At 33.3% G+C, this 12812-nt stretch carries 13 protein-coding genes and 1 pseudogene; 4 read left to right on the forward strand and 10 right to left on the reverse strand.

Annotated elements, in window-relative coordinates; translation table 11 throughout:
- Nucleotides 1–279 precede the first annotated feature (279 nt).
- The 9 genes from L950_RS04885 to trmD all read right to left on the reverse strand — a co-directional run bounded on the left by L950_RS04885 (nucleotide 280) and on the right by trmD (nucleotide 6748).
- Nucleotides 280–1368 carry a DUF4374 domain-containing protein gene (locus tag L950_RS04885; protein WP_021192363.1) on the reverse strand — a complete coding sequence of 363 codons (1089 nt, stop codon included), beginning with the start codon at nucleotides 1366–1368 and terminating at the stop codon, nucleotides 280–282.
- A gap of 142 nt (nucleotides 1369–1510) precedes the next feature.
- A complete protein-coding gene (locus L950_RS04890; RefSeq protein ID WP_021192364.1) occupies nucleotides 1511–2149 on the reverse strand; it encodes a hypothetical protein in 639 nt (212 codons plus the stop codon).
- A 44-nt stretch (nucleotides 2150–2193) separates the two neighbouring features.
- A complete protein-coding gene (locus L950_RS04895; protein WP_021192365.1) occupies nucleotides 2194–2709 on the reverse strand; it encodes an RNA polymerase sigma-70 factor in 516 nt (171 codons plus the stop codon).
- A gap of 74 nt (nucleotides 2710–2783) precedes the next feature.
- Nucleotides 2784–3290: an indole-3-glycerol phosphate synthase TrpC gene (locus L950_RS34960; RefSeq protein ID WP_262506992.1), complete on the reverse strand. Its 507-nt coding sequence runs from the start codon at nucleotides 3288–3290 to the stop codon at nucleotides 2784–2786.
- Complete coding sequence (locus L950_RS34965) at nucleotides 3265–3564, reverse strand: hypothetical protein (protein WP_021192366.1); 300 nt, start codon at nucleotides 3562–3564, stop codon at nucleotides 3265–3267. Before L950_RS34965 ends, L950_RS34960 begins: the two co-directional genes overlap by 26 nt.
- 2 nt (nucleotides 3565–3566) lie before the next feature.
- Nucleotides 3567–4142 carry an anthranilate synthase component II gene (locus L950_RS04905; protein ID WP_021192367.1) on the reverse strand — a complete coding sequence of 192 codons (576 nt, stop codon included), beginning with the start codon at nucleotides 4140–4142 and terminating at the stop codon, nucleotides 3567–3569.
- The gene (locus tag L950_RS04910) at nucleotides 4129–4428 is read right to left on the reverse strand and encodes a chorismate mutase (protein WP_021192368.1); all 300 of its coding nucleotides are present in this window, start codon (nucleotides 4426–4428) and stop codon (nucleotides 4129–4131) included. The genes L950_RS04905 and L950_RS04910 overlap by 14 nt, the downstream gene beginning before the upstream one ends.
- Nucleotides 4425–5828: an anthranilate synthase component I family protein gene (locus tag L950_RS04915; RefSeq protein WP_021192369.1), complete on the reverse strand. Its 1404-nt coding sequence runs from the start codon at nucleotides 5826–5828 to the stop codon at nucleotides 4425–4427. The genes L950_RS04910 and L950_RS04915 overlap by 4 nt, the downstream gene beginning before the upstream one ends.
- A gap of 242 nt (nucleotides 5829–6070) precedes the next feature.
- On the reverse strand, nucleotides 6071–6748 hold the full coding sequence (gene trmD / locus L950_RS04920; protein WP_021192370.1) for a tRNA (guanosine(37)-N1)-methyltransferase TrmD: 678 nt from the start codon (nucleotides 6746–6748) through the stop codon (nucleotides 6071–6073).
- A gap of 211 nt (nucleotides 6749–6959) precedes the next feature.
- Here trmD and L950_RS04925 point away from each other — a divergent pair.
- From L950_RS04925 to L950_RS04935, 4 genes and pseudogenes are all read left to right on the forward strand, one after another.
- Nucleotides 6960–8590, forward strand: a pseudogene (locus tag L950_RS04925) (ABC-F family ATP-binding cassette domain-containing protein).
- A 158-nt stretch (nucleotides 8591–8748) separates the two neighbouring features.
- Nucleotides 8749–9453 (forward strand): TPM domain-containing protein, encoded by a 705-nt coding sequence (locus tag L950_RS25885; protein ID WP_021192372.1) that lies wholly within the window; start codon nucleotides 8749–8751, stop codon nucleotides 9451–9453.
- Nucleotides 9454–9593: 140 nt separating this feature from the next.
- A complete protein-coding gene (locus tag L950_RS29450; protein ID WP_197086249.1) occupies nucleotides 9594–10229 on the forward strand; it encodes a hypothetical protein in 636 nt (211 codons plus the stop codon).
- 269 nt (nucleotides 10230–10498) lie between these two features.
- Nucleotides 10499–10906, forward strand: coding sequence for a hypothetical protein (locus tag L950_RS04935; RefSeq protein ID WP_021192374.1), 408 nt, complete (start codon nucleotides 10499–10501; stop codon nucleotides 10904–10906).
- A 99-nt stretch (nucleotides 10907–11005) separates the two neighbouring features.
- On the opposite strand, the gene L950_RS29455 is transcribed toward L950_RS04935, so the two are convergent.
- On the reverse strand, nucleotides 11006–12769 hold the full coding sequence (locus L950_RS29455) for an AAA family ATPase (RefSeq protein ID WP_197086250.1): 1764 nt from the start codon (nucleotides 12767–12769) through the stop codon (nucleotides 11006–11008).
- Nucleotides 12770–12812: the final 43 nt, after the last annotated feature.

The raw sequence follows: 12812 nt of genomic DNA on the forward strand, positions 1-12812 counted from the left end.
TTTATTTAGTTTTTAGGCTACTCAGTTTTGGAATAAATTTATGAAGATAATGTTGTCAAATTGAAATATCATCATTGATTAGCGGCATAAAAAGATAGATAGCGAATTAGGGAGTTAGCAAGAAGAAGAGAAAGGTTTAATACTGTTGTATGGAGACAATATTTCTTGGTCGAAGAGGTTTCAAAGCAAAAATCAAGTTGATTTTAAATTGATTTATTTAACAATATTCAAATGACAAGTGGTAAGATATTCGGAGCGAATTATTTTCAGTTATAAAAACTAATTTAGTTTGTCTATACGGACAATGAAATCTGTCTCTTTGTCTAATTTTAGTCCGGTACTTATCTTTTTAGTTTGAATATTGTATATCCAAACTTGATGATTATCATCTTTATCGTCAATGGTAATATATGCCTTACCATTCTCCACAAGAACAGATTCTTTGCGAGTTCCTTTATCGTAGGGTAGGGTTAGCTTTGTTGCTGTTTGTTTTAATAAATCTACAACATAATATTCAAATTGATAAGTTGAATGATGATCGCTGAAATCGTTATAAAGGTCTTTTCTTTCACTACGAATGATTGCTTCATTATTCCCTAAGTACCACATGCCATAGGCATGATTTTGATTTGTAGCGGTAAGATTAAAGAAATAGCTTGAATCTACTGTTGTTGTATTATTTGGTATTCTAAATATTGCGGTAGGTTTACTGAGATTGTTTCCTAAAGCAATTCCTGGGCAACTCATAAAATAGAAATTTCCTCTCTCATCATGAAAACTGTAAGACTGTACTGTATTGACTCCTCCTGGGTAGGTGGATCGGTTATCTTTTTGTATGCTTTTTATCTTTAGCGTTTGTGGGTCTAATGTTGCAAAATACATGGTGTCAATAGTCGTAAAATCTGTTTCGTTGATTACTTTATTGTATGTATATCCCAGTATGAGATTATTCTGATGTAATGTGCTGAATCCTATTGAAACTATCGGAAATTTACTTGGAGCAACTGGTAAATGTATTTCTTCTTTTTGTAGGATCTCGAACTTCTTTACATCTATTTTATAGTAGTGCAGTTTACTATATGTTTTATTGTCAAGCGTAAAAAGTAATAACGTATCTTTTCCTTGCCAATTCATATTTTCTATATGTTGATTGGACATCGGAATCGCAGCTATTTCTGTTAATGCATTTTCCTGCATTTCGAATTTTATGAATTTTCCACTTTTTATATGATAGAAAAAGTCATTATGTACGATGATGCTTCGATCAAAATATCGTGTTGGTAAGTCGATACCATCTTTCAGAATATTTATTGTCCCCGAATCTATAGAATTAGTTGTTACAATGGTATTTCCCAAATTCTTATTCATAATATACAAGCTGTAGTTGTTGGAACTACTGTTACTTTGGTCTCTACTCGAACAACCAATAAAGAAAACTATTAATAAAAGTAGAAGAGTTTTAGAAATAGGTTTTAATTGCATGGGAATTGAAGTTATTAATAGAGGCTTGTTATATAATGTTAAACTGTAATTTAAGCTGATTCTGTATTGTTGGTGCTAAAAAAGTGAGTTCCGATTGGGAGAGAATAATTTGCTTGCCTGTATTTTTGGAGTTTAGAATGAAATAAGTTTCTCCATTTTTTAATTCCTTTTTTTCTCTAGTTCCAATAAAACTAAATTCGAAATCTTTCTTTGGAATAATAACCATTGTACCCATTGAAAAAAATTCTCCAGTTTCTACATTAATTTTTGCTGTAGCATGCTTTCCTAAAATTAGTTCATAACTATTTTTTTCAAAATACTTTGAATTTGCACTTGTGCTATTATCAAAAATGGCATAACTAATTTCTTTATCTATATTGTTTTTATAGATAAAGAGGCCGAATAAAATTACGATTGAAGCAGCGATACTTATGTAACGTATTAGTCTTTTTCTATTATTATCAACTTTAATCGGGGCTGGTTCAATTATATTAGCGGCAATGTTTTCCCAGATCTGTGATTGGATATGGGACTTGTCAAATTGAGGAAGTGATAGTGGAGAAAAGTCCAAATTATCATCTACAAGCCATTCCTCCACAAGAATTCTTTCTTCTGGAGTGCATTGGTTTAAATGATATTTCTCTATCAACTTTTGATCAACTTTCATCGGCTTATATCCTTAATAGCAAAAATACAGGATTTCTTTTTTATTTAATTAATATATTCGGTTAATTCGGTTTTTAGCGTTTTTAAAGCTTTGGAAATGTGATATTCTACAGCTCGCTCTGATATATATAATTTATGGGCTATTTCTTTATTTGTTAAACCTTGATCTCTGCTCATTTGAAAAACATTTTTACATTGAGCGGGTAATTTATTGACTAATGATGAAATCTTCTCCGATAGTTCTTGAGCAATTAAGGGATGCTCTACATAGTGGTTTTCCGCTGTATTAATTATGTTTTCTAAATGATGTTGGCGCGTAACTTTATTACGTATATATTCAAAGGTTTTGAGTTTAACAGCTCTGATTAAGTATCGCTCAACTTCTAGAAGACGAAGATCATCACGCCGTTCCCATAATGATTTAAAAACTTCTTGAACGATTTCTTTTGCAACTTCTTCATCTTGGATATTTTTGATACAAAATGCAAACATACCTTCCCAATATTGAAGGTATATTTGCTCAAAGCTATCTTTATTTATGATAAAAATTTTTGTGTCCAAAATAAGAAGCGGCTACTTAATCTGTGATTTTAAGAAGCAAATATACTCTTATTTAGATTGGATTTAAATAGTTTTTATATTTCTTTTACAAATTCCAATAATGCTTTCCCCGGGTCAGTTGTTTTCATAAAATTTTCGCCAATAAGAAATGAATTATAACCAATGCTTTTTAATTCACGGATTGTTTGAGGGTCTGAAATTCCACTTTCTGAAACTTTAATATAAGTATCTGGAATTTTATTGACTAAGTCGTAAGAGTGCGCTAATGATACGGAGAAGTCTTTCAGATTACGGTTGTTTACGCCAATGGCATCAACTGTATCAAATAGGTTTCCTTTTAATTCTTCTTCGTTATGAACCTCCAAAAGTACATTCAGACCCAAAGTTTTAGCGTAATTGGAGAGTTCGCTTACCTCTTCATTGGTCAAACATGCCGCTATTAGTAAAATAATATCAGCACCATAGGCTTTTGCTTCAGCGATCTGATATTTATCGATTATAAATTCTTTACGAAGTAAGGTATGGTTAATACTGATCGGGCTTCTTCCAGATCCTTTAAACTTCCTTGAAAAAATCAGCATCTGTTAATACTGATATGGCAGAAGCGCCTGCATTTTGATATCCTTTGACAACTTCTGATACCGTGTTAATGTTGTTGATGACGCCTTTGGAAGGGGAGGCGCGTTTGTATTCTGAGATTATCCCCGTACGTTGTGGATCAAGAACGGATTCTTTTAGCGAATAACAAGTTCTACTAAAGAGCGGATATTCACTAAGTTCTTCGATAGAAACTTTTGCTTGAGCTTCTGAGACTTCTACTCGTTTTCGTTCAACTATTTTATCTAAAATTGTCATTTCTATTTTTTTAACCAGTTTTCAATTAGTTTTTTCCCATTCTCTGTCAAAACAGATTCTGGATGAAATTGTAATCCTTTTACGTCAAGGGTCCTATGGGACAGTGCCATGATAACACCATCTTCATCTGTTGCGGTTACTTTTAAGGTTTGAGGAAGAGATGAAGTTTCGACAGCCCAGGAATGATAACGTGCAATCTTACTGTGACTAGCGTAATCTTCAAATAGTTTTTCTGAATGATCTATAATAATTAGATCTGTTGCCACTCCATGTAGCGGTCTCGGCATATTATAAAGTTTACCTCCAAAAACTTCGGCAATGGCTTGTTGGCCAAGGCAAATGCCTAATATACTTTTTGTATCCGCATATGTGCGGATGACATCTAATAACAGACCGGCTTCTTCGGGAATACCTGGGCCTGGCGACAATAAAATTTTATCAAAAGCAGCTACCTCTTCTAATTTGAATTTATCATTTCTCCATACTGTATATTCTTGATCACATTCTTGTAATAGATGAACCAAATTGTAGGTGAACGAATCGTAATTGTCGATTACTAATATTTTATGATTGCTCATGGAAAATTTCTGTTTCTTTATTAATGAAGTGATTGATGATTGATTGGAATACACTTTCTACGAGTTTTCCTTCAATTTTAAAATTAGTTGCCCAATCATTTCTTTGCTCGAACATGTTAATTACTCTTTGTTCCGCTTTAACTTCTTCTAATGAAGATTTATATTGAGCGGCTTGTTGTACATATTGCGCCCGTTGTGCAATAAGTTCAATGATTCTATAGTCGATACAGTCAATTGAACTGCGAATGTGTGATAGATTGTCACAATATTCTAAAGGTCTAATCATAACGTTTCTGCTAATTCTAATGCTTTTCTCAAAGCTGCTATTTTATTATTTACTTCTTGTAATTCCATCTCTGGATCTGAATCTAATACAATTCCTCCTCCTGCTTGGTAATTCAATAGATTTTGTTTACTTAAAAATGAACGAATCATAATAGCATGATTAAAATCGCCATTAAAACCCATATATCCAATTGCACCGCTATAGAATGATCTTTGTTGGCCTTCATAACGATCTATTAAAGTAAGCGCCATATGTTTAGGGGCACCACTCAGTGTTCCTGCCGGATAAGTATCACCCACAACATCAAAAGGATTGACTCCTGGTTTTAATTTGCCTGAAACTTTTGAAACTAAGTGGATTACATGGGAATAGTATTGTGCTTCCTTATAAGATTTTACCTCAACTTGGTTACAATGTCTGCTTAAATCGTTTCTTGCAAGATCTACGAGCATGACATGTTCAGCGGATTCTTTAGGGTCATTTTTAAGTTCTTCGGCTATTTTAATATCCTCCTCCATATTACCGGTCCGTTTAAAAGTACCTGCAATTGGATAAATTGTTGCTTCTCCATTTTTAATGGTCAATTGTGCTTCTGGAGAAGACCCAAATAGTTTGAAATTTCCGTAGTCAAAGTAGAATAAGTAGGGGGAGGGGTTGATGGAACGTAAAGCACGATATACATTGAACTCATCGCCTAGAAAAGGCGTTGAAAATGCGCGTGATGGAACAATTTGAAAAACATCACCTCTTTGAATATGTTCTTTTACTTTTTTGACCAATTCGCGATGTTCTTCATCTGATCTATTGGACGCCTCTTCTCCAGTTCTACGAAATGTATATTCGGGAAAGTTCTTATTTTGTATTAAATACTGTAGTTTATCTAATTCGGATTCTTCATCATTTAATAAATGTTCAAATACAAATAGTTCATTTCTAAAATGGTCTATTGCTATCACGTATTTATAAACATGATACTGTAAATGTGGAATATCCAGTTTTGGACTTGGAGCCGTAGTTAACTTGATATCTTCGAAATGTTCGATGGCATCAAATGTGAAATAACCAAAAAGACCATTTGAAATAATGTTACGTTCTGTTGAAATGGGTTCGCCAAATGCTTTTCTGAATGTAGCAACCTCCTCTTTTAAATTAATTTCTTCCTTATTTTTAAGGATGACTTTTTCGTTCGGATATGCAATTTCTAATTGCGTATTATCAAGTTTGATATGCGCAATGGACTGGCAACAGATGTAACTTATATTGTTGTCTCTGCTGTGGTAATCCGAACTTTCTAGTAAAATGCTATTTGGAAAGACGTCACGTAATCTGAGATAGATGCTAACCGGAGTTGTCGTATCAGCGAGCAATTTTTTGAGATTGGTTTTAAACGTGTATTTCATTTTATTCTTAATTTTTTAAACATAAAAAACCCGATACTGAGTCGCATCGGGTTTGAACTTCCATAAATGGTTTTGGTTGATTATGAAATATTTTGACAATACCAATTAGTCCCCGATGCTTATTGCTTCAGGCCACCACCAATTTGTATATGTTCTAACTGTCGTCATTGTATCACAAATTTATAAAAAAAAATGATTAAGCAAACTTTTTATGATAAATAATCAATAAAATCTGAAATTTATTAGTCATTTAATAAATCTGGTCTTCTTTCTCGGGTGCGGATAAGCTGCTGTTCGTCTCTCCATTGCAATATTTTAGCTTCATGTCCACTAAGTAATACATCCGGAACTTTATGTCCTTTCCAGTCTGCAGGACGCGTATAAATGGGCGCATCAAGTAATCCGTCTTGAAAAGAATCGGATAAAGCGGAAGTTTCATCTGATAAAACTCCAGGTATTAATCTTATAATGGCATCTGTTAAAATTGCCGCTGGTAATTCTCCTCCAGATAAAACATAATCACCCACAGAAATTTCTTTTGTAACATAGATATCTCTAATTCGTTGATCAATACCTTTGTAGTGGCCACAAAGAATCATCATGTTACCTTTTGTAGATAAATTATTCGCGATTTCTTGATTGAGTGTTTCGCCATCAGGAGACATGAAGATAATTTCATCATACGTGCGTTCTGCTTGTAGTTTTTCTATACAAGCCGCAAAGGGCTCGATCTGCATAACCATACCAGAACCTCCTCCATAGGGATAATCATCAACACTTTTCTGCTTATTTGTCGCGTAATCACGTAGATTGTGTACAACAATTTCTGCTAAACCTTTTTTTTGTGCCCGTTGCAAAATAGAATGTGCAAAAGGACTATCTAATAGACTGGGAAGTACGGTAATTATATCAAATCGCATGAGGCAAAGATACACAAAATTGAAAATTACTATTATTATTTCTTTTATAGGAAATGATATTCAATTATCAATAAAGATATATGCTGAAAATTATTGACCATAATTCTTGTTTTTTCTTGTAGTTGTTAGGTATAATCATCCATAAAAATGGTGGGTACTATATTTATAAGATTGATTCGCTTATCTTTGCGGAAAATATAAGCGAATAAAAGTGATTAATGTAAATAATATTTCAGTTTCCTTCGGAGGAACAACTCTTTTTAGTGATGTGTCATTTTCAATCAATGAAAATGATAAAATTGCTTTAATGGGAAAAAATGGTGCAGGTAAATCAACATTATTGAAGATTATTGCTGGTGGAGGTAAACCTACAACAGGTAATGTTTCGGGACCTAAAGATGCAGTTATTGCATACTTACCCCAACATTTATTAACAGAAGATAATGTTACTGTTTTTGAAGAGACATCTAAAGCATTTGGAGAAGTTTATCAGATGCGGGATGAATTAGAGGAACTAAATGAACAACTTAATGTAAGAACAGACTACGAAACTGATGATTACATGAAGCTGATTGAAAGAGTGTCTGAACTAAGTGAAAAGTTTTATTCAATCGAAGAGGTTAATTACGATGCTGAAGTCGAGAAGGTACTAAAAGGATTGGGATTTGAACGCACAGATTTTACTCGTCAAACTTCTGAATTTTCTGGAGGATGGCGCATGCGAATTGAACTGGCGAAGATTCTCTTGAAAAAACCAGATTTAATTTTATTGGATGAGCCGACCAATCATATGGATATTGAGAGTATTCAATGGCTAGAGGATTTCTTGATGAATTCTGCAAAAGCTGTCATTGTTATTTCTCACGATAGAGCTTTTGTCGATAACATTACAAATCGAACAATTGAAGTAACGATGGGTCGTATCTATGATTATAAGGCTAAGTACAGTCATTATCTTGAGTTACGTAAGATCGTCGTCTACACCAATTAAAGGCTTATGAAGAGCAACAAAGATTTATTGCTGATAATCAAGAATTCATAGACCGTTTTAGAGGAACTTATTCAAAGACCCTCCAAGTACAATCACATGTTAAAATGTTAGAGAAATTGGAAGTAATTGAGATCGATGAGGTTGATACATCTGCTTTGAGATTAAAATTTCCACCTTCACCTCGTTCAGGACAATATCCCGTTATGGTTGAGGAGCTTACAAAAAAATATGATGAACATGTTGTTTTTCAAAAAGCAGATATGGTTATTGAACGTGGCGAAAAAGTTGCTTTTGTGGGTAAAAATGGAGAAGGAAAATCAACTATGATTAAAGCAATTATGGGAGAGATTGATTATGAAGGAAGTTTGAAAATTGGTCACAATGCTAAGATTGGCTATTTTGCACAAAATCAGGCCGCGTTATTGGATGGAGAACTTACTGTTTTCGACACGATTGATCAGATTGCAGTAGGTGATGTCCGCGTGAAAATTAAAGATTTGCTCGGCGCTTTCATGTTTAGTGGAGATGATACTACAAAAAAAGTAAAAGTCTTGTCAGGAGGTGAAAAAACTCGTTTGGCCATGATTAAATTGCTATTGGAACCTGTAAATGTTCTTATACTAGATGAGCCTACCAATCACTTGGATATGAAGACTAAAGATATTATTAAAGATGCTCTTCAAGATTTTGATGGAACATTGATCTTGGTGTCTCACGATCGAGATTTCTTAGATGGATTAGCTCATAAAGTCTTTGAATTTGGAAATAAACGTGTTCGTGAACACTTTACAGATATTAAAGGTTTCCTAGAATATAAAAAGATGAATAGCTTAAAAGATATCGAAAAATAATTTTTCTAATCTTTTAATCGCTAATTGAGAGGTAAGTATCCAAAATACTTACCTCTTTTTTTTGAATGTATTGATATCGAGTAGCCTTCGTTGCGATATTTTATTTATGAAGAATATTAAATGTTTTTTGGTTCAAATTAAAATACTAAATTTAGTTTATGTCAAGAATTTTTAAAAAAATTATTTTCACAGTTCTTACCCTTGTATTAATTCATGGGCCCTCATTTTCTTTTGCTCAATATGGCATTGAAGATCTTCCTAATCCTAAAATTAAGGGACAAAATTATTTTGTTTCAAATCCGGATCAAATTATTTCTAATCATGTAGTAGAAGAACTAGATGCTATTTCTTGGCAGGTCGATTCGATCACAAAATGTGAATTTGCGATTGTAATAGTTAATGACTATGTCGGAGATAGTGATTTTGATTTTGCATTAAATTTATTTAATGCTTGGGGAATTGGTAAAAAAGAGAGTAATAATGGATTACTTCTTTTTATTGCTAAAAACAGACATGAGTATCGATTTATATCTGGATATGGTATGGAGGGTATATTGCCGGATGCCTATCTTAAGCGGATAGGTGAAAAGTTTTTAGTTCCCAATTTTAAAGCGGAGGATTATGATCGTGGCGTTTTAGAATGTTCACGATTTATCGAGACTATCCTGACTGCTCCAGATGCACGAACAGAATTGGATCGCTTAATGCCAGAAACAATACCTTTCTGGAATTTTAAAAATCCACATTTAAAAAATTCATTACTAGTTCTTTTTGCTTTTGTAATCTTATATGTTTGGATATCAGTTGTGACTAAAATGACAAAGGGAAAGATTACAAAAAAAGTAGTTATTTTCCTCCGTTAGTAAGCGGTTGTGGGTGTATGGGTATGCTGATGTTTTTTACGTCTTTTATTTTTGCATTTGTTTTTGAAAATTTTGAACAAGTTTATCAAGTTAGGAATTTACCTTATTTCATTCTCGTGTTCGGTATCATAACTCTTGCTATGAAGTATAATGCGGGCGTAACGACTGTTATGAATTCTTATAAGGATGAGGAAAATATTCAGCAAGCAATTCGTAAATTTTTGAGATGGAACTTTCTTCCAATATTAGTAAGTCCTTTGGCTTGGATAGATTTTGGCAAGTCAAATAAAAGATTATATAAATATGAAGGACGGTTATTACCCCCAGATAATTCTGGTAATTGGTTGCGTATAAATAGAGATAATGCGGATTCAAAAATGAGAAATTACCTGGATGCAGGTCAATTAATGGAAGAGAAAATTAATAGCCGTGATTATGAAGTCTGGGTTAATAGTAAAACTAATGAGACTAAATTGATTCCCTGGGATGAAAATAAAACTATCGAACTATGTCCACAATGCCATTATAAAACATTTGAAAAAGATTTACGTAAAACTATTACAAAGGCGACCTATAGTTCTGGTGGATTGGAAGAAAAGTATGATCTATGTAAATATTGTGGTTATACAATCTCTCATGGAACTCAGAGTACGCCGAGATTGGTGAGGTCATCATCAAGCAGTTCAAGTGGTGGATCGGGCAGATCTAGTGGTTCGGGTGGTGGTAGTTTTGGTGGAGGATCTTCTGGAGGTGGAGGCGCGGGAGGGCGATGGTAAAGCATTGTCCATTAATGTGATAGATGAATTTAGTATTTTATTAAATAAAAGGGATTTCCTAAAATATAGATCTATAAGTCTATATTATTGTTACAATTATCCAATTTTGCAAATTAAATTTCAAAGCTCTTTATTGTGCCTAAGAGTATAAAAGATCATTTCTTTCTGATTTTTTATTTTATGCTTTAGCATTTGTTTAATTTTAAAATATATTGTCTGATCTTTATTTTAAATTAACGTAATTTTATTTATTTTAAACTTATAATTTTATGAAGAAATTGATTTTATCTGCTGTGGCTGCAGTGATTATTTTTGCGTCATGTAATAATACGGATAGCAAAAAAGTAGAAGTAAAAGATACAACTACTCAAGTTAACACTGATAATGGTGTTGCGACAACAACTACTACAGAGACTACTTCGACAACTACAGTACCTAAATTTAGTTCTCCGGAAGTACAGCAATTGGCTGATGATTATACAAAATTTGTGAATGAGTATGTTGCTGCCGCTAAAGGTGGTGATGCGACTAAGCTTCAAGAATTAGCAACTAAACAACAAGAGTGGGCTACTAAAACAGCTACCGCTGCTAGTAAGTTTACAGCTGATGATGCTAAATTGTGGGCTGAGTATACTCAAAAATTGGCTACTGAAATTACTGGAGCAGCGACTAAGTAAATCTTACCGCAATAAAATAGAAGAGGCATTCATTTTTAATGATTGCCTCTTTTATCTTAAGAAGATAGAATAATCTTAATCTTTATTATGTTACCGATTTTATTTCTTACTGATAGCATTGATTATGCCCTGTAAGTTTTCATTAAATTCCAATAATTGAGCAAACATTTTATCATCTTTACCTAGAGCACCATGCTTATTGTCTTTTTGAAAAACCTTTTTGATTGCTTCCCAGCGCTCTTTTTCCTCTTTTGTTAAGATATCTGCTAACTCTTTAAGCTTTAATAAATTTGATTCTGTATCTGCAGTAAGCGTTTGTGATTCACTTTCATAATGTGTTAAAATAAGCTGATTAATTTCTTGATCGTTCATCATAGGAACGACTTGGGCGACCAGTTTGCTCATATTTCGATAAGAACCCTGTAATTTAAAGGGAGGCTCTGTTCGATAATTATCTTGCATAGCAGCACTGTTGATGTAGCTTTGATTTACTTTTATGACGATATTACGAATCTTAAGAAGATGCTGCAAGACTGCAAGGAAGTCATCAACGTCTTGCTTCAAATAGTTTCCTTCTAACTCTGGTAATTGTTCTTCTCTATTTTCTATATACCGTATGAGCGCGTAAAAATCGTTGAAACTTTTACCTGCAATTTTGTCAATTGCAGGATTTTCAACAGCAGCATTTTCAATTAAGCTTAAATTGAATAAGTAATCTGTATCTCCTATAACATCTCCTAAGTTGTATACATCAGCGCGATTGGCTAGCATATCAGGGATTCTAAATTTTGAGCCACTCTCTGTATAAGGATTTCCCGCCATTACGATACAAAATCGATTTCCGCGAAGATCGTAAGTCTTGCTTTCTCCTTCAAAAATACCGTCAATCTTTCTTTGTCCATCGGCTAGTGATATGAATTTTTGAAGAAACTCAGGATTGAGATGTTGGATGTCATCCAGGTACAGCATCACATTGTCTGCCATTTCAAAGGCTAGATTAATTTTTTTAAGCTCCTCTCGTTCACCAGATGTTTTAGCTTCAGAAGGATCGATCGATGTAATGGTGTGACCGATTGTGGGACCATTGATTTTCACAAAGTGTAGCCCCATTGTTTTTGCTAAATACTCCATCAATGTTGTTTTTCCATACCCGGGAGGAGAAATGAGAAGAAGCATTCCCATTTTTGCTGTACGTTTATTTTCTCCAGCCACACCTAATTGCTTCGCAAAATTTGTTCCTATTAAAGGAAAGTAAACATCATTAATCAATTTATTTCGAACAAACGAACTCAATACTTTTGGTTCGAATTCGTTTATTTTTAGTTCTTTTTTATAGGCTGTGCTTAATTTTTCTTTTAATATGTTAAATGACTCGAAACGAGGTATATCTATCTCGTGAAATTTTTCTAATTTTTGAATGAAAGAGTGAAAATCTATTTGATAACTTTCATTTGTGATCACTGGATGACTTCCTTTCAAATTCGCTACTGAAAGTTGATCTTGGGCTATAATAAGTTCGTAATCAATCTGATCAAACAAGATTAATGCTGCGGTTTCATTAATATATTTTTCAAATTTAATTAAATGATCATTGCTCTCAATAAAAGCATATAGCCAGTTTTGAATTAAATAATAACGATCTATAAGACTGAAACCTTCATTGTTTATATCTCCTTCAAAATCTTTTAGGGTCTTTCTATCATGTAGGTAACGCGTAAACTCTTGTTTTAAATGATCGGCAAAGTCGGACAATGATAATTTATTGAATTTGCTAAATGTTTTAAAAAGGTATTTTGCAATGTTCTCTTTGTTTATTTGCGATAGATCCAGGTGTGTTTCCCAACGATTGACCTCATCATTCATTTCCTTTAGTATACTTTCGTATCGATTTGAATTTGGAAAATTC

The sequence above is a fragment of the Sphingobacterium sp. IITKGP-BTPF85 genome (genome assembly GCF_001006065.1).
GTDB lineage: Bacteria > Bacteroidota > Bacteroidia > Sphingobacteriales > Sphingobacteriaceae > Sphingobacterium > Sphingobacterium anhuiense.